The 25,760-nt window shown below is 69.5% G+C and carries 21 protein-coding genes and 1 pseudogene; 11 read left to right on the top strand and 11 right to left on the bottom strand.

The window, feature by feature from the left end; all coding sequences use genetic code 11:
* Positions 1–51 precede the first annotated feature (51 nt).
* The 10 genes from ACLFMI_RS03435 to ACLFMI_RS03390 form a co-directional block, all read right to left on the bottom strand.
* Positions 52–1,011 (bottom strand): NAD(P)H-dependent flavin oxidoreductase, encoded by a 960-nt coding sequence (locus ACLFMI_RS03435; RefSeq protein ID WP_410946307.1) that lies wholly within the window; start codon positions 1,009–1,011, stop codon positions 52–54.
* Between the two features lie 17 nt (positions 1,012–1,028).
* Positions 1,029–1,889 (bottom strand): bifunctional methylenetetrahydrofolate dehydrogenase/methenyltetrahydrofolate cyclohydrolase FolD, encoded by an 861-nt coding sequence (folD, locus tag ACLFMI_RS03430; RefSeq protein ID WP_410946220.1) that lies wholly within the window; start codon positions 1,887–1,889, stop codon positions 1,029–1,031.
* A gap of 12 nt (positions 1,890–1,901) precedes the next feature.
* Positions 1,902–2,837 carry a formyltetrahydrofolate deformylase gene (purU, locus tag ACLFMI_RS03425; RefSeq protein ID WP_410946219.1) on the bottom strand — a complete coding sequence of 312 codons (936 nt, stop codon included), beginning with the start codon at positions 2,835–2,837 and terminating at the stop codon, positions 1,902–1,904.
* 23 nt (positions 2,838–2,860) lie between these two features.
* Entirely contained in the window at positions 2,861–4,195 is a 1,335-nt protein-coding gene (locus ACLFMI_RS03420) for an NAD(P)/FAD-dependent oxidoreductase (RefSeq protein ID WP_410946218.1), read from the bottom strand.
* A gap of 46 nt (positions 4,196–4,241) precedes the next feature.
* Positions 4,242–5,603, bottom strand: coding sequence for a flavin-containing monooxygenase (locus tag ACLFMI_RS03415; protein WP_410946217.1), 1,362 nt, complete (start codon positions 5,601–5,603; stop codon positions 4,242–4,244).
* Positions 5,604–5,633: 30 nt separating this feature from the next.
* Positions 5,634–7,994 (bottom strand): DUF1989 domain-containing protein, encoded by a 2,361-nt coding sequence (locus tag ACLFMI_RS03410; protein ID WP_410946216.1) that lies wholly within the window; start codon positions 7,992–7,994, stop codon positions 5,634–5,636.
* A 44-nt stretch (positions 7,995–8,038) separates the two neighbouring features.
* Positions 8,039–8,683, bottom strand: a complete 645-nt coding sequence (locus ACLFMI_RS03405; RefSeq protein ID WP_410946215.1) for a sarcosine oxidase subunit gamma — start codon at positions 8,681–8,683, stop codon at positions 8,039–8,041.
* On the bottom strand, positions 8,676–11,552 hold the full coding sequence (locus ACLFMI_RS03400) for a 2Fe-2S iron-sulfur cluster-binding protein (RefSeq protein ID WP_410946214.1): 2,877 nt from the start codon (positions 11,550–11,552) through the stop codon (positions 8,676–8,678). The genes ACLFMI_RS03405 and ACLFMI_RS03400 overlap by 8 nt, the downstream gene beginning before the upstream one ends.
* On the bottom strand, positions 11,552–11,800 hold the full coding sequence (locus ACLFMI_RS03395; protein WP_410946213.1) for a sarcosine oxidase subunit delta: 249 nt from the start codon (positions 11,798–11,800) through the stop codon (positions 11,552–11,554). Before ACLFMI_RS03395 ends, ACLFMI_RS03400 begins: the two co-directional genes overlap by 1 nt.
* A gap of 66 nt (positions 11,801–11,866) precedes the next feature.
* Complete coding sequence (locus tag ACLFMI_RS03390; protein WP_410946212.1) at positions 11,867–13,075, bottom strand: FAD-dependent oxidoreductase; 1,209 nt, start codon at positions 13,073–13,075, stop codon at positions 11,867–11,869.
* 431 nt (positions 13,076–13,506) lie between these two features.
* On the opposite strand from ACLFMI_RS03390, the gene ACLFMI_RS03385 reads away from it, so the two are divergent.
* From ACLFMI_RS03385 to ACLFMI_RS03335, 11 genes and pseudogenes are all read left to right on the top strand, one after another.
* The gene (locus tag ACLFMI_RS03385; RefSeq protein WP_410946211.1) at positions 13,507–14,904 is read left to right on the top strand and encodes a glutamine synthetase family protein; all 1,398 of its coding nucleotides are present in this window, start codon (positions 13,507–13,509) and stop codon (positions 14,902–14,904) included.
* Positions 14,905–14,944: 40 nt separating this feature from the next.
* Positions 14,945–15,874, top strand: coding sequence for a class II glutamine amidotransferase domain-containing protein (locus ACLFMI_RS03380; protein WP_410946210.1), 930 nt, complete (start codon positions 14,945–14,947; stop codon positions 15,872–15,874).
* Positions 15,871–16,665: a GltB/FmdC/FwdC-like GXGXG domain-containing protein gene (locus ACLFMI_RS03375; RefSeq protein WP_410946209.1), complete on the top strand. Its 795-nt coding sequence runs from the start codon at positions 15,871–15,873 to the stop codon at positions 16,663–16,665. Before ACLFMI_RS03380 ends, ACLFMI_RS03375 begins: the two co-directional genes overlap by 4 nt.
* Positions 16,666–16,674: 9 nt before the next feature.
* Positions 16,675–18,087, top strand: coding sequence for an FMN-binding glutamate synthase family protein (locus ACLFMI_RS03370; RefSeq protein ID WP_410946208.1), 1,413 nt, complete (start codon positions 16,675–16,677; stop codon positions 18,085–18,087).
* Positions 18,080–18,532 carry a hypothetical protein gene (locus tag ACLFMI_RS03365; RefSeq protein WP_410946207.1) on the top strand — a complete coding sequence of 151 codons (453 nt, stop codon included), beginning with the start codon at positions 18,080–18,082 and terminating at the stop codon, positions 18,530–18,532. The genes ACLFMI_RS03370 and ACLFMI_RS03365 overlap by 8 nt, the downstream gene beginning before the upstream one ends.
* Positions 18,533–18,702: 170 nt before the next feature.
* Positions 18,703–20,367 (top strand): sodium:solute symporter family protein, encoded by a 1,665-nt coding sequence (locus ACLFMI_RS03360; protein ID WP_410946206.1) that lies wholly within the window; start codon positions 18,703–18,705, stop codon positions 20,365–20,367.
* Positions 20,368–20,400: 33 nt separating this feature from the next.
* Positions 20,401–20,532, top strand: a complete 132-nt coding sequence (locus ACLFMI_RS03355) for a putative transporter small subunit (protein ID WP_410946205.1) — start codon at positions 20,401–20,403, stop codon at positions 20,530–20,532.
* A gap of 28 nt (positions 20,533–20,560) precedes the next feature.
* Positions 20,561–22,183, top strand: a complete 1,623-nt coding sequence (locus tag ACLFMI_RS03350; protein ID WP_410946204.1) for an APC family permease — start codon at positions 20,561–20,563, stop codon at positions 22,181–22,183.
* 79 nt (positions 22,184–22,262) lie between these two features.
* Entirely contained in the window at positions 22,263–22,967 is a 705-nt protein-coding gene (locus ACLFMI_RS03345) for a helix-turn-helix domain-containing protein (protein WP_410946203.1), read from the top strand.
* Between the two features lie 177 nt (positions 22,968–23,144).
* Complete coding sequence (locus tag ACLFMI_RS03340; RefSeq protein ID WP_410946202.1) at positions 23,145–23,786, top strand: helix-turn-helix domain-containing protein; 642 nt, start codon at positions 23,145–23,147, stop codon at positions 23,784–23,786.
* A gap of 48 nt (positions 23,787–23,834) precedes the next feature.
* Positions 23,835–24,398: pseudogene (locus ACLFMI_RS03335) on the top strand (hypothetical protein); the annotation flags it as partial.
* 140 nt (positions 24,399–24,538) lie between these two features.
* Here the strand turns inward: ACLFMI_RS03335 and ACLFMI_RS03330 are convergent.
* Complete coding sequence (locus tag ACLFMI_RS03330) at positions 24,539–25,753, bottom strand: cytochrome P450 (protein WP_410946201.1); 1,215 nt, start codon at positions 25,751–25,753, stop codon at positions 24,539–24,541.
* Positions 25,754–25,760: the final 7 nt, after the last annotated feature.

Below are 25,760 nucleotides of genomic sequence, written 5' to 3'. Positions count from 1 at the left end.
GTCGGCGGGATCTCCCCGCCCGTTCGCGGGGCGCCGGCTCCCCGCCGCCGGTCACAGCCTCGGGTGCCCGTCCAGGGAGTCGATCACCCCTCGGGCCTCGGCGGCCATGACCTCCACGACCGTGGCGGCCGACTCGGTCCGGCCGATGACACCCACGCCCTCGCCGGCATGGACGAGGACGGTCTCCGGATCATCGCGCCGTGTCCCGTCCCGGAACTCCTCGGTCGCCTCGTACAGGTGCTCCACCGGGACGGAGCCGGTCCCCTTGCGGTCCCACGCGTCGGTGAACCGGGAACGGAGCACTCGGCTCGCGTAGCCGTCGGGCCAGTTCACGCCACGAACATCGTCGTAGACGCGGGTGGTGAGGGTGTCGTCGCCCCGGGCCCGGACCATCCGCCGGTGTGCCGCGGGCGAGACCGCGGCCTCGGCCGTCGCCGCGAACCGCGTCCCGACCACCGCCCCGGCCGCACCGAGTGCCAGCACGGCGGCCAGCCCGCGCCCGTCGGCCACGCCACCTGCGGCGAGTACCGGGACCGGATGACCGCGCTCGTGCACTAGGTCGCAGAGCTCCGGGACCAGGGTCAGGGTCGACCGCAGGTGTACGCCGTGGCCGCCGCCCTCGCCGCCGTGGGCCACGATCACCTCGGCCCCGCTGTCGAGTGCTTCGGCCGCCTCGTCACGACCGGACACCTGGCAGATCAGCGGGATCGCGGCCGCGTGCACCCGCGGGGCGAATCGCCGGACCTCGCCGAACGACAGCATGACAGCGGCCACCTGGTGATCGAGCGCGACGTCCAGTTGCCGGGGCTCGCGTTCCAGGTACCAGGTGATGAATCCGCACCCGACCCGGGCGCCACGCGCGACCCGCAGTTCTGCAGCGAGCCGCTCGGGGTCCGCGTAACCGGCGCCGACCATGCCGAGCCCGCCGGCGCGGGACACCGCGGCGGCGAGGGCACCGCCCGCCACCCCGCCCATGGGCGCCAGCACGATCGGTACCGCCGTCCCCAGCACGGAGGCGACCGGCGGGATCACCGACGGGCCCCGACCGCGTCCCCGCTGGACAGCCCCGCGGCGAGGACGGTGTTGCGCAGCAGCATCGCGATGGTCATCGGCCCGACACCGCCCGGCACCGGGGTGATCGCCGAGGCGACCTCGGCGACCCGTTCGGTGTCGACGTCGCCGCACAGGCCCGACTCCAGGCGGTGCATCCCGACGTCGATCACTACCGCGCCCGGCTTCACCGCGTCCGGTCCGATCATCCGCGGCACCCCCGCGGCCGCGACCAGCACGTCGGCCCGCCGGGTGACCCCGGCGAGGTCCCGGGTCCGGGAGTGACACGTCGTCACCGTGGCGTTGCGGGCCAGGAGCAGCTGGGCCTGCGGCTTGCCGACCAGCGACGACCGGCCGACGACGACGGCCTCCGCCCCCTCCAGCACCACCCCGGCCCGGTCCAGCAGGTGCATCACCCCGGACGGGGTGCACGGCACCAGGCCGGGCTTGCCGAGCGCCAGCCGCCCGGCGCTGCGCTCGGTGAGGCCGTCGACGTCCTTGGCCGGGGGGATCCGGGCCAGGAGCGTGTTCGCGTCCAGGTGAGCGGGCAGCGGCAGCTGGAGCAGGATCCCGGTGACGTCCGGGTCGTCGGCGAGCTCGTCGATGATGCCGGCGAGCTCGGCGTGTGACACGTCCCCGGGGACGGGCCGGTGCAGGTCGCGGATCCCGACCTGTGTGCACTGCTTGCGCTTGTTCTTGACATAGATGTGGGAGGCGGGATCGTCGCCGACCAGGAGCGTGGCGAGCCCGGGGGCGCGCGGCAGCTCGGCAACCTCGTTCGCGATCTCGCTCCGCAGCTCGGCCGCCGCGGCCTTACCGTCGATCAGTACTGCGCTCACGTCGGGATCCCTCTAGAAGACGATCGTCGTGTTGTCGTCGAGCAGCACCCGGTCGTCGCAGTGCGCCTCCACCGCGCGCGCCAGCACGACCCGCTCGATGTCGGCGCCCCGGCGGGCGATCTCGCGGACGGACTGGCGGTGCGAGATCCGGGCGACGTCCTGTTCGATGATCGGGCCCTCGTCGAGGTCCTCGGTCACGTAGTGCGCGGTCGCGCCCACCAGCTTCACCCCCCGCTTCTTCGCCTGCTCGTACGGGCCGGCACCGGCGAAAGCGGGCAGGAACGAGTGATGAATGTTGATCGCGGGGACCTCGACCCGGCGGAGGAAGTCGCCGCTGAGCACCTGCATGTACCGGGCCAGGACGACCAGGTCGACCCGGTTCTCCAACAGCTCGAGCTGCCGTTGCTCGGCCTCGGCCTTGGTCGCCCTGGTCACCGGAATGTGCGCGTACGGCACGTCGAATCCGGCGACGTCCTTCTCCAGGTCCGGATGGTTCGAGACGACCTGCACGATGTCCACCGGCAGCTCACCGCGCCGCCACCGCCACAGCAGGTCGAGCAGGCAGTGGTCGAACTTCGAGACGAACAGCGCCACCCGCTTGGGCACCTCGGCGGCGCTCATCTGGAACGCCATGCCGAACCGGCCGGCCACCTCCTCGCCGAACTCGCGCCGCAGTCCCGGCAGCCGCTCGACCAGATTCGGCAGGTGGAACACGATCCGCTGGAAGAACTTCCCACCCTCGGGATCGGTGGAGTTCTGGTCGGCGTGCACGATGTTCGCACCCCGCGCATGCAGGAACGCCGTCACCGACGCCACGATCCCGGGACCGTCCTGACACGACATCAGCAGGCGCCCGTGGTCGTGCAGTGCCCCGTCCCGCGCCCACTGGCTCCGTCGGTCGGGGGCCACGACCGCGGAGTGCGGCAGGCTCGAACTCGCCTCGTTCATCGAAGGATCCCTCTCTCGGCTCGTCAGCTCCACGGGAACGGGGAGTGGCTGGTCGGGTGCAGGTCGCCGGTGCGGTACCGGTCGAAACGGAACGGCACCAGCAGTTCCTGCGGTTCACCGAGCAGTTCCTTCGCCACCAGCTCACCGACACCGAGCATCTTGTAGCCGTGGTTGGCGTCGGCGATGACGTAGGTGTTCTCGCAGAACGTGTCGAACACCGGGAAGCTGTCCGGCGTGAACGCACCGATCCCGCCGGAGGGTTCCTTCGAGTAGACGCCCCGCTTGTTCTCGAACCGTTTGTGGCACGCGGCCAGCGCGGAGGTCCACATGCGCACGAACGAGTCGTCGACCACGAACTCCGGGCTCGCCGGACCGTACGGGTCCACCGCGACCTCACCCGCCGGTCGGTCGATCCGCTGCGGGGACGCACCTCCCTGGACACCGCCGAAGTGGAAGTCCGGCTTGTAGTAGATCCCCCACAGCTGATCGGTGATCAGCGACCCGTCCTCGTCGTCGTACAGCGGGGCGTCCGAGTCGACGTGCACGACCGGCGGGAACCCGCCCGCGTTGTCGGTGAACTCGTGCGGGTCGACCTCGAGCGTTCCCTCCTGCAGCGCCCAGTACGTCCACATCGGCTGATCGGGGTGATCCCGGCCCGCGCTGTCGCGGACGGTGATGTGAGTCGGCAGGTCGAGCATCGACCAGATGTCGCGCACCCAGGGCCCGACCGCCACCACCACCGATTCGCAGGCCACCCGCCCCCGATCCGTCACGACCGCGGCGACCCGATCCCCGTCCCGCTCGAGCCCGGTGACCGACACCCCGGTCTCGATCCGGACACCGGCCGCCTTCACCTTCGCCGCGAGCCCGGACAGCGACAGCGTGTTGTTCGCGTACCCGCCCCGCTTCTCGTGCAGCAGGATCGAGATCCCCGGTGCCTGCCAGTCGGAGAAGATCTCCCGCATGTACCGGTGGCACTCGTCGGCGCCTTCCACCAGAACCGATTCGTAGCCGATCTCGTTCTGCTCGCGGGCGATCTGCCGGACGTCGTCGGCCATCGAGTCCGGTGCGAGCTGGATGTACCCCACGCCGTGGTACGAGAGCGCCTCGGCGTTCCGTTCCCACGCCTCGACCGAATGCGCCATCAATCTGCGCATCGCCGGTTGGAAGTAGTTGTTCCGGATGACGCCGCACGCGACGCCGGACGCGCCGGCGCCCACGTCGGTCTTGTCCACGACGACGACATCGCTGCCGTCTCCCCGGCCGGCCTCGGCCAGGCCACGGGCCAGGTGCCACGCGGTGGTGAGGCCGTGGATGCCGGCGCCGATGACGACGTAGCGGGACTTCTCGGGAAGCATGTGTCGATCACCCAATCTCGCGGACACGGGTCCGCAGCGAAGTGCGTCAGTAGGCCGAGGTCGTCTCGCGCTGGTCGAGGAACGTCGGCAACGAGTCGTCGAGCGCCTCCCACCACGCGGTGTGGTGGACCGGCGCCGGGGTACCGGTGCAGGGCGAGGAGAACGCCTGGTCCCGGTAGCCCACGATGCTCTCCGTCTTGTGGTGCTCCCAGGCCTTGAACTGCTCCCGGGTGAGGTCGAGGTCGAAGGCCGGGTAGTCGACCGCGGCGAGGAGATCGGCGATGTGGTCGGCCTGGAAGTCGATGTCGTCCATCGGCCCGTCGAGTGCCGCCTCGCGGGCCCGCCAGGTCGCGATGTCCCGTTCCATCTCGGCACGCTCCGGGAGCGTGATCCGGCCGAGCACGACGTCGCGGGCGTACCACGCCTCGGCGTCGAACATCGTGAACGTGTAGTACTGGTCCTGCATGCTCAGGTACATCATCTTCGGGTTGTCGATCCAGAAGACGCCCTTGTAGAGATCCGGCGGGTAGAGCACGTTTCTGGTCGCGAGCCGCAGCGGGCTCGCGACGAACGGGAAGTGGTGCCGGTACCCGGTGCACATGATGATCGCGTCGACATCGCGGGTCGAGCCGTCGACGAAGTGCACGGTGCGGCCCTCGACGCGGTCGATCCCCGGGACCTCCTCGACGCCATCGGGCCACGGGAACCCCATCGGCGCACTCCGGTAGCTGATGGTCACCGAGTTCGCCCCGTACTTGCGGGTCTGCAGGGCGATGTCCTCCGCCGAGTAGCTGCTGCCGACGACGAGGAGGTCCTTCCCGGTGAACTCCTGGGAGTCCCGGAAGTCGTGCGAGTGCAGGATCCGGCCCGGGAACTGCTCGAATCCCGGGTACGAGGGCACGTTCGGGATGGAGAAGTGACCCGTGGCGACGATGACGTGGTCGAACTCCTCGTCGCGGCTCGCGCCCTGCTCGAGGTCCTCGACGGTCAGCCGGAACGTGTCGCTCCCGGGGTCGTGGTCGATCCAGCGCACGGCAGTGTCGAACCGGATGTGCCGGCGCACACCGGACTTCTTCGCCCGGCCGAGGATGTAGTCCTCGAGGACCGCGCGGGGCGGGAACGACGGGATCGGCCGCCCGAAGTGCTCCTCGAAGGTGTAGTCGGCGAACTCCAGGCACTCCTTGGGGCCGTTCGACCACAGGTAGCGGTACATGCTGCCGTGGCAGGGGTCGCCGTGCTCGTCGAGCCCGCTCCGCCAGGTGTAGTTCCACAGGCCGCCCCAGTCGCTCTGCTTCTCGAAGCACACCAGCTCCGGGACGTCCGTGCCGTCCGCGCGGGCCCGCTCGAACGCGTGCAGCTGCGCCAGGCCGCTCGGTCCGGCTCCGATGATCGCGACTCGTCCTGTCATCTCGTCATCCCTCACCTCGATCGGGCCCGCTCAGGAGCGGGGCCGTTCCTTGTCCGGGTCGTAGAACGGGAACCGCACGACGCGCGCGGGAATGCGCTTGCGGTGGCCGTCGAGCTTTCCGATCTCGACGTCCGTGCCGATCTCGGCGTGCTCCACCGCCATCCGGCAGAGCGCGACGTTCTTCCGGAGGACGGGTGAGCGGGTGGCGCTCGTGACGACCCCGACCTGGAACCGGCCGGCGTGCACGCAGTCCCCGTGCCCGGCCGGTTCGTTGCCGTCGAGCTCGAGGCCGACGAGCTTGCGCTGCGGGCTCGCCTTGCGGGCGAGCAGCGCGTCGCGACCGGAGAAGTCGTCCTCCTTGGTCTTGAGCGGCACGGTGAACCCGACGCCGGCCTCGTACGGGTCGACCTGGTCGGAGAAGTCGTAGCCCGCGAAGACCAGGCCGGACTCGATCCGCAGCATGTCCAGCGCGTCCAGGCCGAGCGGCAGCATCCCGTGCGGCTGCCCGGCCTCCCAGACCGCGTCCCAGAGTTCCGGGCCGTGGTCGGGGTGGCACCACAGCTCGTACCCGAGCTCGCCGGAGTACCCGGTGCGGGACACCAGGATCGGGATGCCGTTGTGATCGCCCAGGCGCCCGACCGCGAACCGGAACCAGGTGAGGTCGGTGAACGCGGGCTGGGTGTCCGGGGTCCAGATCAGGTCGCGCAGCGTGTCGCGGCTCGCGGGGCCCTGCACCGCGACGTTGTGCATCTGATCGGTGGAGTGCTTCACCCACACCCGGTCCAGGCCGAGCCGCTCGGCCTGCTCGCGCAGCCAGGTACCGGTGTACTCGTCCCCGCAGACGAACCGGAAGTTGGTGTCGCCGAGCCGGAACACCGTGCAGTCGTCGATCATGCCCCCGGTCTCGTTGCAGACGGCGGAGTAGACGACCTGGCCGTGCGAGAGCTTGCGGATGTTGCGGGTGAGCCCGTACTGCAGCAGGGCTTCGGCGTCGGGCCCGAGCACCTCGAACTTGCGCAGCGGCGACAGGTCCATCACGGCGACCCGCTCCCGGCACGCCCAGTACTCCTCCTGCGGCCCGTGCCCGTCGAAGCTCGCCGGCAGCCAGTAGCCGCGGTACTCGGTGAACTGCCGGGTGAGCGCGGAGGTCCGCGGGTGAAAGGCGGTCTGCTTGGTCAGTTCCGCCGGCTGCTCCGGGGTGACACGGTGTGCGATGGCCATGGAGAACTTCCGTTCGGCGTCGTAGACCCGCACGTGGACGTCGGTCGGGACCCACCCGTTCGACGGGTCGACGTCGTCCGGGCACGCGGAGGAGGCACACACGAGATCCGTCCCGGCCCGCATGAGCACGTAGTCCCCGGGGCGCGACCACGGCTCGTCGAAGACGAGCTGGTTCTGCCCGTCGAAGGCGGTGTTGTAGAAGAGGTTCAGCGCGGGCCACCCGGCACGCGGTGCGATGCCGAACTGATCGAGCTCCGCGTTGAAGTTCTCCGTGCAGTTGACATGGCCGGGATAGCCCATGTCCTCGTAGTACTTGGGGTTGCAGGCGAGGCCGAACGTGTCGTGCCGCCCCACGGTGTCCTGGACGACCTCGACGAGCGGCTGCATGTCCTGGTCGTAGAACTTCCCGTACAACCCGGGCTGCGGGTACGCCTGTCCCATGAAGTACCGGGTCGCCGTGGAGTCGAGCCCCCGCTCGAGCCCCTCCTGCAGGCGGTGCGAACCGAAGGCGAGGAAGTCCGAGCACTGCCGGCCCTCGACATCGATGATCTGGATGTACTGGCCGGCCTTCACCTCGTAGCCCAGCGCGGTCGCACTGTTCACCCGGAAGTCCATGATCGGCTCGGCCAGCGGTTCGGGCAGCGGCGGCGGGCGGACCACACCCCGCTCCGCCCTCCGGAGCTCGATCAGCAGGTCCGACGGCGGGTTCGCCTCGACCGCGTCGAGCCACATCTCGCCACCGGGGGCGGCCACGACCACCGTCCCGGGTGCCTGCGCCGTGAACGTCTCGGTGGCGCCGGCCGGCGACCACTGCCCGAACAGCCGGGCCGCGTCGAGCCGGGTCGGGTCGAGGCCCTGGCGGACCAGGTGCGCCACGACCGGGTCCGGGATTCGGGTGGCACGCCCGACGAGGTCGCGGAGCACCGTCGCCGGGCCGTCGGGCACGAGGTCGAGGACCGGCTGCTGGGTGTCCGCGAGCCGCAGCGTCGTGAGCTCGGCGATCTGGCGACCCTCCAGGTCGACGACCGTGAGCTCGTCGCCGGCGGCCAGCCGGACGCCGGTCACGCCACCGGCCCGGACCCAGTACGTCTCGAGGCCGGGCTCCGGCGAGAGCAGGCCGGGCAGCAGCAGACGTCGGCGGTCGGGGCGGTGATCGGTCGGTACTGCCATGGGATGGCCACCTTCCGGGACGACGGCAGCAGCTGCCGGGCTTCTCAGGTGTCGGACTCCGGGCCGGTCACGTCGATGCCGAACTCGGCACCGGCGTCGAGCAGGACGTCGAACAGGTACTGGCCACTCGAGCGTTCGCAGTGCAGGAGATACGACGGTTCCGTGCTCCCCGGGCCGTCGTCGCGGACCAGGTCGGTGGCCAGGCCGGCCACCGAGGTGCGCAGCGCGGCCCCGTCCGGTGTCGACCCGTCGTGCAGGTCGATGCCGCAGATCTTGCCCAGCACGTCCGCGCAGCGCCGTCCGCGCAACCGGATCAGTGCCCGGCCGTGCGTCTGGTCCAGCACGGACACGAACTCACCCGTGTTCTGCGCGGCGGACTCCAGGTGTTCGCGCAGGGTCCCGGCCGCGCCGGGCGGGCCGATCACCAGCCACTCCCCCGGCCCGGATCCGACCGCGAGCACCGTGGTGCCGGCGTACTCCGTGCGCGCCGCCCTCCCGAACCGGGCGCCGACGATGTCGCGCAGGGCGCCGCCGAAGGGCCCGCGCACGAGCACCTTGGCCAGTGGGGACTCGTCCGCGATCGTGAGGTCGGCGGTGCTACGCCGGGCGCTGACCTGCCATCCGCCCCGCTCGACGGGATCGAGCGGGGTGATCGGGGTCCGGGCGACGACGGTTGCGGTACTAGACACGCTGACGCTCTCCCTTCGGGTCGAAGTGGGCATGGCCCTCGATCACCCGCGCGGTGACGTCCGACCCGTCCGGCAGATGGACCGTCAGTCGGGTCCCGGGCGCGGTGAGATCGGGATCGACCTGCCCGAGGCAGATCGACCGGCGCAGCGTGGGCGACATCCGCGACGACGTGATCCGGCCGGCGATCCGGCCGTCCGGCCGCACGATCTGACTGGCCTCCTCCGGTACGACCCGGCTGTCCTCGGGCTGGATCGCCACCAGCACGGGGTGATCGCCGTGTTCGGCCTGCCAGACGAGCTCCGGCTTGCCGACGAAGTCGTCCTTGTCCAGCTTGATCAGCCCGCCGAGCCCCGCGGTGTAGCCCTGGGAGAGACCGTCGGTGTCCTGGCCGACGATGAAGTGGCCCTTCTCCAGGCGCAGGATCCGCTGCGCCTCCACCCCGAACGGCGCGATGCCCAGGTCCTGGCCGTCGGCCATCAGGCGCTCCCACACGTGCAGTCCGTAGGACGCCGGGACGTGGAGCTCGTAGGAGAGCTCGCCGGTGAAGCCGATCCGCCACAGGACGCAGTCCTCGACCCCCGCGACAGTGCCCGTGCGCACCTGCATGTACCCGAAGGCGTCGGGGTCGAGGTCGACGTCGGTCAGCCGGGCGAGCAGCTCACGCGAGCGCGGGCCGGCGAGGTTCATGCTCGCGTAGGCGGTGGTGACCGGCGTGACGTGCACCTGCCAGTCCGGGTGCGAGGTCTGCAGCCACTCCTCGACCCACTCCCAGACCGCGGCGGCGCCCGACGACGTCGTCGACATCAGGTAGTGATCCTCGCCGAGGCGGCCGGTGACGCCGTCGTCCATCACCACGCCGTCGTCGGCGCACATCACGCCGTAGCGGACCCCGCCCACTCCCAGCTTCGACCACTTGTTGACGTAGAGCAGGTTCAGCAGCTTCGCCACGTCGGGACCGCGCAGGTCGAGCTTGCCGATCGGGGTGACGTCGATCAGTCCGACCCGCGAGCGCACGGCCCCGACCTCCGCGTCCGGGTCGCCGTAGTGCTCGGGCCGGATCCACTGCCCGGCCACCAGCGGCACCGCGTTGTTCCGCTCGTGCCAGGGCTGCATCGGGGAGTGCCGGACGGGTTCCGGGACCCGGCCGGCGAGGGCGCCGAGCGTGAGCGGGGCGTACATCGGGCGCCAGGTGGTGGTGCCGGTCTCGGCGATGCTTCGCCCGGTGGCCTCGGCGAGGACGGCGACCGCGTTGACCGTCTCGAGCTTGCCCTGCGTCGGCCCCATCGTGACCGTGGTGTAGCGCTTCACGAGCTCGACGGAGTCGTAGCCCTCCTTGGCGGCGCTGACGATGTCCTTCGAAGAGACGTCCTCGCACATGTCGACGAACCCGTGCGTGCTGCTGCGGAACAGTTCCGGATGCGGTGCCGGGCGCAGCGGCGGAACCGGCCGCGGGGTGTACGCGTCAGCGGCCCCGGCCCCCTGGTCGGGGCGGGTGGGCAGCTGTGCGCGGGTGACACCGGCGGTGTGCGCGGCACGCCGCGCAGCCTCCTGTCCGACCGCGTGGCCGTGTGCCACCAGCTCGTCGGGCGAGCCGTCGCCCACGATCCCGCCGGCGGCCAGTACGGTGTCCGGCCACGCGGCCGGGTCCGGGACGAACCGGGCCGAGGACGGGTCGTAGACCGGCATGTCGCCGGCCATGTTCAGCAGCGATGTCGGCGCGGTCCATCCGGTCGCCGTGACCAGGAGGTCGCACGCGACGTCCGATCCGTCGGACAACGTGACCGAGCGGACCCCGGCGCGGCCGTCGGCCTTCACCACGCGCTCGCCGCGGCGGGCGTCCGCGACCGCGGCGATGTCCACACCGGCCCGCCGCAGGTCCCCGATCGCGGCGTCGCCGCTGCCGTTGGCGGTCATCACGACCGCGCGCTCGCCCGGCCGCACCGCGTACAGGTTGACGAGCCGCCGGACCGCGGTCGATCCCATGACACCGGGGAGATCGTTGCCGGCGAAGACGTACGGTCGCTCGATCAGCCCCGGGCTGACCACCAACGACCGGGCCCGTGCCTTGATCAGGCGTTCGAACACGTGCGGCAGACCGCGCTGCACGATCGGGATCCAGTTGTCGTCGTAGCGCGCGAGCGCCACGGAGTTCGTGAGCACCTCGATGCCGGGCTCCGCCGCGACCTGGGCACGGAGCTCGCGCAGCGTCGCCAGGTCCTCCTGCGAGCCCCAGCGCAGGTGGCCACCGAGCTGGTGCTCCTCCTCGACGAGCATCACCTGGGCGCCGGCGCGGGCAGCGGCCACCGCGGAGGCCATCCCGGCGGGGCCACCACCGGCGACGACGACGTCGGGGTGGGCGTAGCGCTTGTCGAAGTACGCCCCGGACGGCTCCGAGGAGATCGAACCCGCGTGCACGAACTGGCGCAGGACGCTCTCGTACATCGGCCAGAGCGGCTCGGGTTTGATGAAGGTCTTGTAGTAGAAGCCGGTCGCGAGAAACCGGCCGGCGAGGTTGTTGACCGCCTTGAGGTCGTACTTCAGCGACGGCCAGGTGTTCTGGGACCGGACGTCCATGCCCTCGGCCACCAGCCGGTGCGCGCCCCGGACGTTCGGCTCGTCGCCGACCTGGAACTGGCAGCCCGGGTCGTGGAAGTCCGCGGTCTGGATACCGCGCGGGCGGTGGTACTTGTAGCTGCGGGACAGGATCCGCTCGCCGGCGGCGGCCAGCGCCGAGGCGATCGTGTCCCCGGGGTGTGCGGTGGCTGGCCTGCCGTTCCACCGGAACTCCAGGAGCCGGGAACGGTCGATCACCTCACCGGGCTGCGGAGCGAGCCGGGCGGTGGCCGTCGTGCTCGTCGCCGCGGTCATCAGGTCGCTCCCATCGCACGGTGCGAGTTGGTTCCGGTGTCGCGTTCGACGGCGAAGTACCGCCGGCAGCCCGCACGGTGGTACCAGGACTCCTCCACCGAGCCGAGCGGGTTCGACTTCGCGTACAGGAACCGGCGCCACTGCTGCGGGGTCGTCGTCTCCACGTCCGGGCGGGCCCGGCGCTCACCGCCGTAGCGGAACTCGGTCACGTTGCGGGGCCCGCACCACGGGCACGACAGCACCATCATGTGCGTGTTCACCTCTCCACAGCTGCGCGCGCAGCGGGAACAGTCGGTCGGGAATCAGCGGAGGATCTAGTGACCCACCGCGGCGGCACCCTTCTCACCCACCAGCCGGCCATCGGTGAAACGGTCGATGCCGAACGCGGAGATGATCTCCGGCGGCCGCCCGTCGGCGATGCACGCGGCCATCGCCTCGCCGGACACCGGGCCTGCCTTGAAGCCGTAGGTGCCCCAGCCGACGTCGACGTAGAAGCCGTCCACCCCGGTGGGGCCCATGATCGGCGAGTAGTCGGGCGTCATGTCGCACAGGCCCGCCCACTGCCGCAGCAGCCGCATCTTCGACAGCGCGGGCATGAGTTCGAGGACGTGGCCGCCGAGCCCCTCGGTGAACTCGAGCGAACCCCGGATCGAGTAGGAGGCGAACGGGTCGACGCTGGCCCCGAACACGAGCTCACCACGGTCGGTCTGGCTGACGTAGACGTGCAGCGTGCCGGAGACCACCACGGTGTTCAGGAACGGTTTGACCGGCTCGGTGACCGCCGCCTGCAGCGGGAAGGTCTGCACCGGCATCTCGACGCCGGCCATGTCGGAGATCAGCGTGGACCAGCCGGCCGTGCAGTTGACGACGACCGGGGCCGAGATGCGCCCGCGGTCGGTCTGCACGCCGGTGACCTTGCCGCCGTCGACGTCGATGCCGGTCACCGTGGTCTTCTGGTGGATGTGGACACCGTGCGTGTCCGCACCGCGCGCGTACCCCCAGACCACCGCGTCGTGCCGCACGATGCCGCCCGGCGGGTGGTACAGGGCCCCGAGGATCGGGTACCGCGCATACGGCGAGGTGTCCATGTGCGGGACGAGATCCTTGACCTCGTCCGGGCCGATCACGTCGGAGTCGACGCCTTGGCGCTTGTTGACCTCGGCGCGCCAGCGCATGGTCCGCAGCGAGGAGTCGTTGTGCGCCAGGGTCATGTGCCCGCGCTGGGAGAACATGACATTGAAGTTCAGGTCGGCGGCGAGGTGCTCGTAGAGCTTCACCGAGCGGTCGTAGAAGCGCACGCCCTCCGGGGTCAGGTAGTTCGACCGCAGGATCGCCGTGTTCCGCCCGGAGCCGCCACTGCCGATATACGACTTCTCGAGGACGGCGACATTGGTGATGCCGTGATTGGCGGCGAGGTAGTAGGCCGTCGCCAGGCCGTGCACGCCGCCACCGATGATGATGACGTCGTAGGTGTCGGCGAGGTCGTGCCGCCGCCAGGTGCGCGGCCATTCGGCATCGGACACACCGTGCCGGAACAGGCTCCAGGCCGAGTAGCCGCGGAGTTTGCCGTTTCCGTTACGGCGCGCGCCATTGGTCGATCCGTCCACGCAGTGCCTCCAGGCTCGTGGTGGTGTCGATCAGGTGTGACCGGGAGCATACGAGCTGTAGTGAACGACGTCCACCAGTAGTGGACGATCGGATCGCACGTTCCGACGGCCGGTCGGATCGCGACGACCACACCACCCCTGTCCACGACGCCGCCACCAGCGACCTTGTGCCGAACCGCCCGCTCGACGGCACGCCGGGGCCGGTGAAATCGGTCCTTCGACGACGAAGTCCGGAACACAGGGGTTGTCACCTGTGAGTAAACGAGGTCTACTCGGCCGGGCTGTACCCGATGTGGCCGCGCTCACGCCGGGCGCCCAGATGCCCGAGTCCTTCGGAGGTCCAGACAATGCCGACCGATCTCGACGCTCACCTCGACCAACCCGGACGCGACGACGCCATTCGCGAGATCCGGCACCGGATCGACGAGAGCGGCGTCCGCTACATCTACTTCCAGTTCGTCTCGGTCACCGGCCGGATCATGGGGAAAGGAGCCCCCACCGCGCACTGGGAACGCTTCGCGAACAAGGGTTTCCAGCTGGTCTACGGATCGACGGCCAACCTCTTCATCGACCGTCACGGCGAGTACATCGGCTACGGGGCGGAGGCCTGCGAGCTCGTCGGTCTGCCTGACGTCGAGACGTTCCAGGTCCTGCCCTGGGACCCCAAGACGGCCCGGGTCTTCTGCACCTTGTTCCGCGGTCGCGAGGAGCCCGAGGAGCCGGGCGCGTTCCTGACCTCGGACTGTCGCGGCAACCTCAAGCGTCTCCATGGGGAGTTCGAACGACGGACCGGCCTGCACCTGAGGGTCGGCACCGAGCCCGAGATGATGTGGCTGAAGAAGGACGCCGACGGGAAACCGTCCGTCGAGGGCATGACCAAGCCGTACTGCTACCACATCGACCAGTTCTCCGAGCTCCAGCCGCTGATCCACCGGGTGATGGAGTACAGCGAGGCGATGGGCCTGGACATGATCCAGGGTGACCACGAGGACGCCCCGGGACAGCTGGAACTGAACTGGCAGTTCGATCGGCCCGAGCTGACCGCCGACCGGCTCACGACCTACCGCCAGATCTGCAAGCAGGTCGGCCGCGAGTTCGACGTCTTCCCCTGCTTCATGCCCAAACCGTTCATGGGTGTGTCGGCCAACGGGTGCCATCACAACATGTCGTTGTGGGAGGAGGACACGAACGTGTTCCTGCCCGACGGCGACGATCAGCGGATGCCGAGCAAGATCGGCCTCGCGGCTATCGGCGGCGTGCTCGAGCACCTCTCCGCGCTGACCTGCATCACGTCTCCGACCGTGAACTCCTACCGGAGACTGTGGGACACCGGGTTCTGGGCCCCGCTGTACGCGGACTGGGGCTACCAGAACCGCACGACCGCGCTGCGCGTGAGCGCGCCCGACCGGTTCGAGTACCGGTCCGTGGACTCCGCGGTCAATCCCTATCTCTCGTTCGCCTCGCTGATCGCCGCGATGTCCGACGGGATCGAACGCAACCTCGATCCGGGGCCCCCCGAGGAGCGCAACATCTACCACGCCATGGCCGAGGGCAAGGAGGTCAGGAAGATCCCCATGACCTTGGGCGACGCCCTCGACGCCCTGCGCGCGGACGACGTCGTCCGCGGCGCCATGCCCGGTGACATGTACCGGGTGTTCGAGCACTACAAGCGCGACGAGTGGGAGCGCTACTGCGCCACCGTCACGGAATGGGACGTCAAGGAATACCTCGACATCCTTCCTTGAGCGACCGAAGTTCCGTGACCGTCCGAAGGGAACAGCAGACATGTGTGGGATCGCGGGAATCATCCACCTGGACGGCCCCGGGGACGTCGGCCATGAGATGACCAAGATGCTGCAGTCGATGAAGCATCGCGGCCCGGACTCCTCCGGCTACGCGCTCTACGGCGAGCCGCAGGACAGCCTGGTCATGCGGTTCAAGCTGGCCGACCCGAACGAGACCGGCGACTTCGACTTCACCGAACGCCTCGACCGCAACCGCCGCGAGGTGGAGTCGCGGCTGTCCAAGATCGGGGCGACGGTCGACCGGGTGGACGGCGAGTCGGCCTACGCCTACCGGGCCGAGTTCCGCTACGAGGGCGAGCTCAAGCCGCTGGCCGACTACGTCGAGGACATCCCGGGCTGCGAGGTGCTCTCGCTCGGGCACTCGCTCGAGATCGTGAAGGACCTCGGCGATGCCGAGACCGTCGCCGGCCAGTACAAGCTCGACGCGTTCCGCGGAACGCACGCCATCGGCCACGTCCGGATGGCGACCGAGTCCGACGTCGACATCGCCGGCGCGCACCCGTACTGGGCCTACCCGTTCTCCGACGTGGCCGTGGTCCACAACGGACAGCTGACGAACTACCACCAGTGGCGGCGGCGGCTCGAGCGCTCCGGGCACCGGTTCCAGTCCGAGTGCGACTCGGAGATCATCGCCGTCTATCTGGCCGAGCGGATGGCCGACGGGATGAGCCTCGAGACATCGATGAAGCAGAGCCTCGACGACCTCGACGGCGTGTTCACCTACCTGGTCGTGACCGAGACCAGCCTCGGGATGGCCAAGGACGAGATGGCGGCCAAGCCGCTCGTGCTGTACCAGGCCGACAACATGGTGGCCCTGGCATCCGAGGAGGGCGCCATCCGTGCGGTGCTCCCCCAGGAGATCGATTCGTACGACCCCTATGAGCGGGAGGTGCTGGTGTGGTCGCGGTGAATGACAGGCATGAGGCGTCGGGGCCCGTCCGCTACGACGCGCGCGGGCTCGTCGAGCCCGATCTCGAGGCCCCGAAGACCGCCCTGGTCGACGGGGACTCGGCGGTGGTCGATGCCGCCGACCTCAGCACGCGCCAGATCAACCTGGAGCTGCGCCGCCTGGTCTACGGCGAGGGCATCTCCGAGGTGACCATCACCAACCCCGGGGCGAAGCACTCGATCGCCGTCGGGCTGCTCACCCGGTGCCGCATCACCATCGACGGCAGCCTCGGCTACTTCGGCGCCACCCTCGGCGACGGCCCGGAGATCCACGTGACCGGCCGGGTCGGGTGGGCGCTCGGGGAGAACATGATGTCCGGCGTCGTGGTCGTCGACAAGAACGCCGGCTCGCTGACCGGAGCCGCCCTGCGTGGTGGCGACCTGGTGGTGCGGGGGCACGTCGGCGCCCGTACCGGGATCGACCAGAAGGGCGGAACGATCCTGGTCGGCGGCAACGCCGGGTCGACGACCGGGTTCATGATGCAGCGGGGTCGCCAGATCATTTGCGGCGACGCAGGCCCGGGTCTCGGCGACTCGATGTACGACGGCGAGATCTACGTCGCCGGGAAGGTCGCCGCGCTCGGCGTCGACTGCATCGAGGAGGACATGACGCCGCAGGACGAGGAGCTCCTCGACCGGAAGTTCCGCATCTACCGCATGGACCGCCCGGACACCTTCCGGAAGTTCGTCTGCGGCAAGCAGCTCTACAACTACGACACCCTCGAGCCCGCCGAGCGCAAGCTCGTCCTCTAGGAGAGTCATATGGCTGACGAGACAGCGCCGTCCGAGAACACGGTCCTCGGCAGGAGCCAGATCTTCACACCCGAGGTCATCAACGACATCCACATGAAGGCCGAGCTCGGCCGCTACCGGATGCGCGGGGGCGGGATCTTCAAGAAGATCCCGCACTGGGACGAGCTCGTGTTCCTGCCCGGCACGCTCACCCGCTTCGTGATCGAGGGCTACCGCGAGAAGTGCGAGACGAAGACCGTGCTGGGCGGGCGTTTCGCGAAGAAGCCGCTCGAGCTCGACATCCCCGTGTACATCACGGGCATGAGCTTCGGCGCGCTCTCGCTCGAAGCGAAGATGGCGCTCGCCAAGGGCGCGTCGATGGCCGGCACGGCGACCTGTTCGGGCGAGGGCGGGATGATCCCGCCGGAGCGCGACCTGTCGACGAAGTGGTACTACCAGGTCATCCAGAGCCGGTACGGGTTCAACCCGCACCACCTGATGCTGGCCGACGCGGTCGAGTTCTTCATCGGCCAGGGGTGCAAGGTCGGTATGGGCGGCCACCTCATGGGCCAGAAGGTCACCGAGCAGGTCGCCGAGATGCGCTCGCTGCCGGCCGGGATCGACCAGCGCAGCCCGGCCCGCCACCCGGACTGGCTCGGCCCGGACGACCTGTCGCTGAAGATCCAGGAGGTCCGCGAGGCGACCGACTACCAGGTCCCGATCCAGCTCAAGCTCGGTGCCGCCCGGGTCTACGACGACGTCCGGATGGCCGCCAAGTGCGGTCCGGACGTCATCTACCTCGACGGCGCGGAGGGCGGGACCGGCGCCGGGCCGCACATCGGCACCGAGGAGACCGGCATCCCGCTGATGGCGGCCATTCCCGAGGCGCGCCGGGCGCTGGAGGACGTCGGCCTCGCCGACGAGATCGACCTCGTGGTGGCGGGCGGCATCCGTAACGGCGCCGACATCGCCAAGTGCATCGCGCTCGGCGCCACAGCCGTGGCGATCGGCAGTGCCGCGCTGATGGCACTGGGTTCCAACAAGGAGATCGCGGGTGCCGACTACGAAGGCACCTTCGGCGTGCCGGCGAGCGACTTCTACCACTGGCACACCGGTAAGGACCCGGCCGGCATCACCACCCAGGACCCGGAACTGCGCAAGCGGCTGGACGTCGACGAGGGGGCGATGCGGGTCTACAACTTCCTGCACACCCTGACGCTCGAGGTGCAGATGCTCGCCCGTGCCTGCGGGAAGACCGACGTGCACAGCCTCGAGCCCGAGGACCTCAACGCGCTCACCACCGAGGCCGCCGCGATGGCCCGGGTCCCGCTCGCGGGGACCAAGTACATCCCCGGCGTCACCGAGGAGGAAACGCTCACCGAGATCAAGGACCTGCTGGCCAAGCACATCGCCAACGACACCGGGGGCCGCCGCGATGTCTGATCTGTTCGACCTGTCCGAACGCAAGCTGTCCACCCGGCAGGGAATCGACACCGAGGAACTGACCGGCAAGACGTTCCCGTACCAGTTCGACGCCGCGCTGCTCGACGACGTCGACCTCGACGCCGCCACACCGGGCGACGACATCAACTGGCTGGAGGACATCCACCTGATGTCCGAAGACGGCATCCCGGCCGTCTTCGACCGGTACACCAACGCCTTCCTGAAGATCCATTTCCCGATTCCGGAAGGACGCGAGGACGAGTACGCCCGCAAGGTGCTGATCAAGCACCTGCAGGAGGGCAACTCCTACGGGATCTGGCTGAAGTACCGGCACGCCAAGTTCCCGCAGCCGGAGCTGGGCTCGTGGCTGACCGGCTCGCCGACCGTCGGCGACAACTGGCGGCCACCGATCCTCGAGGGCTGGGACCCACCGGCCGGTCACTGACGGGCACGGCCAGGGCACCACGGGGGGTGTGACCGGGATGGCGAGGACGCCACCCCGGTCGCCCGTAGCCCTCGGGCAGGTTGACAGCGGGCGCGACGAGCAGGCACGGCGTCGCGCCGTACTGCCGGACGATCACGGAGGGGACTCGGCGTGGAGTCTGGGGAGCCGATATGGACCTGGTGAGGTTCAACGGGGTGACGACGGTCCTGATCCTGGTGTTGTTCTTCGGCGCGATGCTCTACATCGTCCGGAAGATCGCCAAGAAACAGGAGGACGCGGACGCCTACATGACGGCCGGGAACCGCGTCGGTTTCGGCATCTCGGCCGGCAGCATGACCGCGACCTGGATCTGGGCCTCGTCGATGTACGCCTCGGCGACCTCCGGGTACCTCTACGGGATCTCGGGCCCGATCCACTACGGGTTGTGGGGCGCGCTGATGATTTTGTTCATCTACCCGTTCGGGCGCAGGATCCGCGCCGTGGCACCGAAGGCGCACACGCTGGCCGAGGTGATGTACGCCCGGCACGGCCGGTCGAGCCAGCTGATGCTCGCGGTGTCCAACGTGGTCGGCAGCATCATCAGCCTGACGTCGAACCTGATCGCCGGCGGTGTACTGATCGCCCTGCTCACCCCGTTGGGGTTCACCCATGGTGTCGTGACGATCGCGGTGGGGCTGCTCGTCTACACCGTCTGGTCGGGCTTCCGTGCCTCCGTGCTCACCGACTTCATCCAGGTCGTCGGAATGCTCGCCGTGGTCATCGTGCTCATCCCGGCGATCTACTTCCTCGCCGGGTTCCCGGACGCCTTCTCCTCCGGCGCCGCGAACCTGACCCCGGAACAGGGCAACTTCTTCTCCAGTGAGGCGTTCCTCAGCCAGGGCGCGCCCTACATCGCCGCGGTGCTCGCCTACGCGATCGGCAACCAGACCATCGCGCAACGCCTCTTCGCGGTCCGCGAGGACCTGATCCGCAAGACCTTCGTGACGGCCACCCTCGGCTACGGCGGGACCGTGATCGGGATGGGCATGTTCGGGGTGCTGGCCCTGTACCTCGGGATGCGACCACTGGACGGCGACCCGAACAACCTGATCCCGCAGCTCGCCGCGACCTACCTGCCGACCGCGCTCCTGATCGGGTTCTTCGTGCTGATCATCGGGTCGCTGTGCTCGACCGGGGACTCCGACCTGTCGGCCCTGTCCTCGATCGCGATGGCCGACATCTACGGGCAGAACATCGCCGGCAAGGAGAAGGCAGACCCGCGGATGATGCTGCTGATCGGCCGGCTGACGATGGTGGCCGCGACCGCGGGGGCGCTGGTCCTCGCGAGCATGCGGCTCGACATCCTCGACCTGCTGGTGTTCGTCGGCGCGCTGTGGGGCGCCCTGGTCTTCCCGGTGATCGCCAGCTTCTACTGGGAGAAGGTCACCAACGCGGCCTTCACCGTCTCCGTGCTCGCAGCACTGGCGCTGTTCATCCCCGTTCGGTTCGAGCTCGTCGATCTCGGTGGACCACTCGCCTACACCGTCGACGTGCTCGCCATCGTCGGTGTGGGCGTCATCGCGGGGCTGATGGCGTTCGGGTTCTTCGGACTGCGCGCGGGCAAGGTCGCCGGAGTGGTGGCGGCACTCGTGGTCGCGCCGTTCGCGTTCGGCGCCGTGCACTCCTACCACGTCCTGTCGGCATCGCTGATCGCCTACTCGGTGAGCACCCTCGTCTGCTTCGCGATGTCGGTGAACTCCGGTCGCACGTTCGATTTCACGGTCATCCGGCAGCGGACCGGCAACTTCGACGAGAAGGAGGCCCTGGCCCGGGAGGATCCGCTGCCCGATCCCTGAACGACATCCGAGAAGGAAGGACGGAGTGGAGGTGTGGACGTCATCTGGTTGAGCATCTACGTCCTGGTCTGGCCGGTGCTGGTCGCCGGCGTCCTGTTCGTCATCTCCCGGGCCTTCTTCGCCGAATGGCGCGAGGCCCGTCGGGAGGGACGCGACATCATCTGATCCCCCATCCGATGCGAGGAGCCCGAAGATGGCCGGTATCGCACCCGACCCGGAACGCACGACACCACCGACGGCCGCCGGTGACGACGACCGCCTGCACCGCACGCTGGATTGGAAGGGCGGGTTCTGGATCGCCAGCGGCGTCCCGGCCCTGGTCCTGTTCTCCATCGGCACCATCGCCGCCACCATCGGCGCGCCGTCGGTGCTGGTGTGGGGAGTCTCCATCACGTTCGGACTGATCCAGTCGTTCATCTGGGCAGAGATCGCCGGACTGTTCCCGCGCAAGTCCGGCGGCGCCTCGGTCTACGGGGCCATGGCGTGGGTCCGCTACTCGAAGTTCGTCGCACCGCTGTCGATCTGGTGCAACTGGCTCGCCTGGTCCCCGGTGCTGATGATCGGCTCCAGCCTGGCGGCCGGGTACGTACTGACCGCGCTGTTCCCGGCGGACGCCCTCGTCAACACCTGGTCGATGACGCTGCTGCCGCTGGACTTCCTCCAGGACGACCTCGCCCTGCGGATCAACTCGACCTTCGTGGTGGCCGCGTTGTTCCTGCTCCTGGTCTTCGGACTCCAGCACGGCGGGATCCTGCGCGCCGCACGGGTGCAGACGATCATCGGCATCGCCGTGCTCGTCCCGCTGCTGGTCGTCGGGATCGTCCCGCTGATCACCGGTGACGTGCTCGCCGAGAACTTCTCCCCGTTCGTCCCGCTGAACGGCGCGTGGGACCTGTCCGGCTGGACGCTGCTCGCCGGCGGGCTGTTCATCGCGGCCTGGTCGGCCTACGCCTTCGAGACCTCGATCTGCTATACGGCCGAGTTCCGCAATCCCGGGCGGGACACGGTGCGCGCCATCCTCGCGGCCGGGCTGGCCTGCCTGGTCATCTACCTCCTGGTCCCGATCGCGTTCCAGGGTTCGCTCGGCCCCGAGCGGCTCGCCGAGCCCGGCATCGTCGACGGCGACGGCGTCGGCCAGGCGATGACCGAGATCGTGGGCGGCGGCCCGGTCGTGGCCAACCTGCTGATCGTGATGCTGGTGCTCGCCCTGTTGCTCACGATCATGACCACGATGGCCGGGTCGTCGCGGACGCTGTACCAGGGCGCCCGGGACGGCTGGCTGCCGCGGTTCCTGGCCTTCACCAACCGGCACGGGGCCCCGACCCGGGCGATGTGGACAGACCTCGTCTTCAACCTCGTGCTGCTGCTGCTCAGCGACACGGTGTTCGTGCTGGCCTCGTCCACCGTCTGCTACATGATCTTCAACTTCCTCAACCTCAACGCGGGCTGGATGCACCGCATCGACAACCCGTCCACCCCGCGGCCCTACCGCGCCCCGACGGTGCTGGTGGCGCTCGGCACGATCCTGGCGTTCGTCAACGCGCTGCTGCTGGGCTGGGGCTCGAGCGTCTGGGGCGGCGGCGCGCTGGTCTTCGGGCTCGTCGGCGCGGTGCTGATCCTGCCGGTGTTCGCCTACCGGCACTTCTACCAGGACCGCGGCGTCTTCCCGGACACGATGTACGAGGATCTGCCGGCCTCCGAACGGGAACCGACCGGGGTGCTCGTACGCCGTGCCGGGATCCGGCCGTACCTCGTACTCGCCGGCGGCGTGGCGATGGTCGCGATCGGCCAGGTACTCGCCGCCGTGAGCGGTTGAGGGGTCCGCGGTGCCGGCGCGGCGCGGGCGCGACACGACCGACCGGACCTCCGACCAGGCGCGGAGTACCGTGGTCGGTGTGACGCCACGACCGGCCGGCTCCCTCGGCCCTGTCGGCCCCGTCGGCCCCGTCGACCCCGTCGACCCCGTCGACCCTGTCGGCTCCGTCGGCTCCGTCGGCCCTGTGCACGACCTGCCGGAGGCCGGCGGCGCCGACTCCAACGATCTCGAACAGGTGATCGCGGCGCGTGCCCGTGAACACCGGATGATGAAGGGGCTCACGATCAGCGCCCTCGCCCGGGACGTGGGGATCTCCAAAGCGATGCTGTCCAAGATCGAGCACGCTCAGACGTCCTGCAGCCTCTCGATTCTCAAGAGGCTGGCGGCGGCGCTGGAGATCCCGGTGACCGCCCTGTTCCGCGGAGCCGACGGTGAGCGGGAGGCGGTCTACACCCCGGCCGGGCATGGCGCGCAGATCGTCCGGCGCGGAAGCCATGTCGGGCACCTGTACCGGATCCTCGGCGCACTGCGCGGTGAGGGCAAGCGCCTGGAGCCGTTGCTGTGCACCTTGACCGAGGCCAGCGAGGTGTTCCCGGTGTTCCAGCACGCCGGAACCGAGTTCATCTACATGCTCGAGGGCAGAATGGTCTACGCCCACGGTGAGGCCCGATACGAGATGAACCGCGGCGATTCCCTGATCTTCGACGGCGAGGGCCCACACGGTCCCGAGTCCCTTCTCACGCTGCCCGTGGTCTTCCTGACAGTCACCGGCTATCCGCTGTGAGCCTGTTCTCGAACGCGATATGAGATCCGACGATTCTGGCCCGGCGGCCGGTCCGACGACCACGGAGTTGGTTACCCACAGTGGGCGTTGTCGAGCGGACACGGTGGCCCGTCCTCTATCGTCGAGGCAGTCGAGAAGTCGCGGCTCGAGGGTCCGCGCCGGGTTCGGAGGGCAGGCATGACTATCGAACCGTTGCCGGGCGCGCTGCCGCCGGCTCCGTCCGACGACGAACCCGAAAGCGGCCTCGAAGGGGCCCTCGCCACCGCGATCGCCGAGCGTGTCCGGGGGTTCCGCCGGCAGAACGGATGGACGATCGGGCGGCTGGCCGAGCGGTGCGGGCTGTCGAAAGGCATGCTTTCCAAGATCGAGAACGCGCAGACGTCCCCGAGTCTCGCGACGCTCGCGCGGCTCTCGGAGGCGCTGGCCGTGCCGGTGACCGCCTTCTTCCGCGGTCTCTCCGAGGAGCAGGACGTGCTCCACGTCAAGGCAGGCGCAGGGTTGGACATCCAGCACCGCGGTTCGGGTGCAGGGCATCGGTACCAGACCCTCGGCGCGATGCGCGCCCCACACGACTCGCTCGAGCCGATGCTCGTCACGCTCACCGAGCGTAGCGATGCGTTCCCCCTGTACCAGCACGCCGGAACCGAGCTGATCTTCATGATCTCCGGCAAGATGGAGTACTGCTACGGGGGCAGGCGCTACCTGCTCGAGCCCGGCGACACGATGCAGTTCGTCGGCGAGGTCATGCACGGCCCGGGCGAACTGATCTCGCTCCCCATCCAGTTCCTCGCGATCAAGGCGCCCGGCTCCCGGAGCTGAGCCGGCCCGGGCTGTCCTGACGGGTTCTCCGAGTGCTGGGAGAATGCCGTGCCACCATCATTGCTGGTCCTCGCGCAAGCGCCCTTCCCGGACCAGGTGAGCACGAACTCACTCGCGCAGACCCTCGTGTATGCCTCGGGGACCGTGGGTGCAACTGACCGGTGCCGTCATCGCCTACCGGACGAAGAGCTACATCTACACACTGCCGGCCCGCTCGCCGGCTACCTCTCGGGGGCGCCCGCGTTCGACATCTACGAACCGTGGCAGATGTTCCTGATCGCGCTGTTCGCACCGGTCGCCGCTTACGTGGTCTACGAGTGGTCGCAGCGCCGCGAGTTCGACGAGCACAAGCTCCTGCCGCTGTGCGTGGCACCCGGCGCCTACGGGATCATCATGGTCGGCCTGGTGAGTTGGGGTACCTCGCAGGGCGGCTACTTCGGCCTGGACTCCGGCCCGTACGCGTTCCAGAACGCCGAGGTCAACGTGCTGTGGCAGCTGGTGGGTCTCGTCGTGGCCGTCGCCATGGGCCTGGTGACGGCGGCGGTGCTGGCGTTCGTCCTCGAGCGCACCATCGGGCTCGGTGTCAGCGAGCAGGTCCAGGTCGAAGGCTACGACCTCCACCTCTGGGGGATCGTCCACGACGAGCCGACGACGGCTCCGAGCGAGCCGCGCCCCGACCAGAACGAGTCCCGGAAGGCTTCGCCCGTGAGTGGTTATCGCGGCCAGGACCACGATAACCACTCACGGAGCTTTCAGCGGAACGCGATCGGCAGCGAGACGAAGCCGGTGTTACCGGACAGCGGGAGGGGGCGGGCGTCACCGTCGAGCCTCGGCTCACGGAGCCGCCGTGCCAGCAGCGGCAGCGCGACGCCGAGGTCCGTGCGGGCGACGTAGTGGCCGATGCAGTGGTGGCTCCCGCCGCCGAAGGCGAAGTGCGGCGCCCGCTTGGCCTCGATGTCGAGACGCGGGTCCGGTACCGCCAGCGGGTCGGTACCCGCGGACTCCGCGAACAGGTGCAGCGTCGTTCCCGCCGGGATGTGGAGACCCCGGAACTCGATGTCGCAGGCGGTCTCCCGGGTCACCCACGTGGTCGTCGGGTTGACCCGCATGACCTCTTCGACCGCGGCGCGCCCGAGCTCGGGACGTCGTCCGAGCAACGCCCACTGGTCCGGATACCGGAGGAAGGTGTGCACAGCGAGGCCGAGCTGGTTGCGGGTGGTGTCCATCCCGCCGAAGATCAACAGCACGATCGCGTTGCGCAGCTCCGACTCGCTCAGCCCGTCCTCACGCCACGCGCCGACCAGGCGCGAGACGAAGTCCTCGCCCGGTGCCGCCGAGCGCCGCCGGATCAGGTCGTCGGCGTAGCCGTACAGGCCGTCGAGGGCCGCGTGGACGCGGTCGATGTCGTCGCGGATGGTCACCGCGAGGGCCAGACCGAGATCGCTCGACCAGGCCGACAGGGTGCGCCATTCGGACTCCGGGAGGCCGAGCATCGTCGTCAGGACGCGGGCCGCGAACGGCTCGGCGAAATTCGCGATGAACTCGCACCGGCCTGTGTCCATGCTCGTTCCGCTGGCGCTTCCCTCGGTGTGAGCGAAGCCGTCGACGAGCTCGTCGGCCAGCTCCCGGAACCGGGGCGCGAGCCGCTCGACGAGCTTGGGGTTGAACGCCGGCTTCAGCAGCCTGCGGATCCGGTCGTGGTCGGAGCCTTCGAGGTTGAGCAGCGTCCGCGCCCACCAGTGCACGAACGGCCCGTCGGTGACGCCGTTGCGCTCCGGCCAGCGCGCGCTGCCCTGTACCAGGCGGCGATCCTTGAGCAGCGCGCTCATCTCGTCGTGCCGCAGCACCGCCAGCCCGTAGTTGGTGCGGGCATACCAGCTGACCGCCCGCGCCGCCCGCACCTCGTCGGACTGGACCGAGAACGCGGGGTCGGCGATGTCGAAGTACGGCACGTCGGTCGCGGTCACGCCCGCC

The sequence above is a fragment of the Pseudonocardia nantongensis genome (assembly GCF_046546495.1).
GTDB classification, from domain to species: Bacteria; Actinomycetota; Actinomycetes; order Mycobacteriales; family Pseudonocardiaceae; genus Pseudonocardia; species Pseudonocardia nantongensis.
Note: the sequence above shows the minus strand (reverse complement) of the source record. Positions and strands in the feature narration are given on the sequence as shown.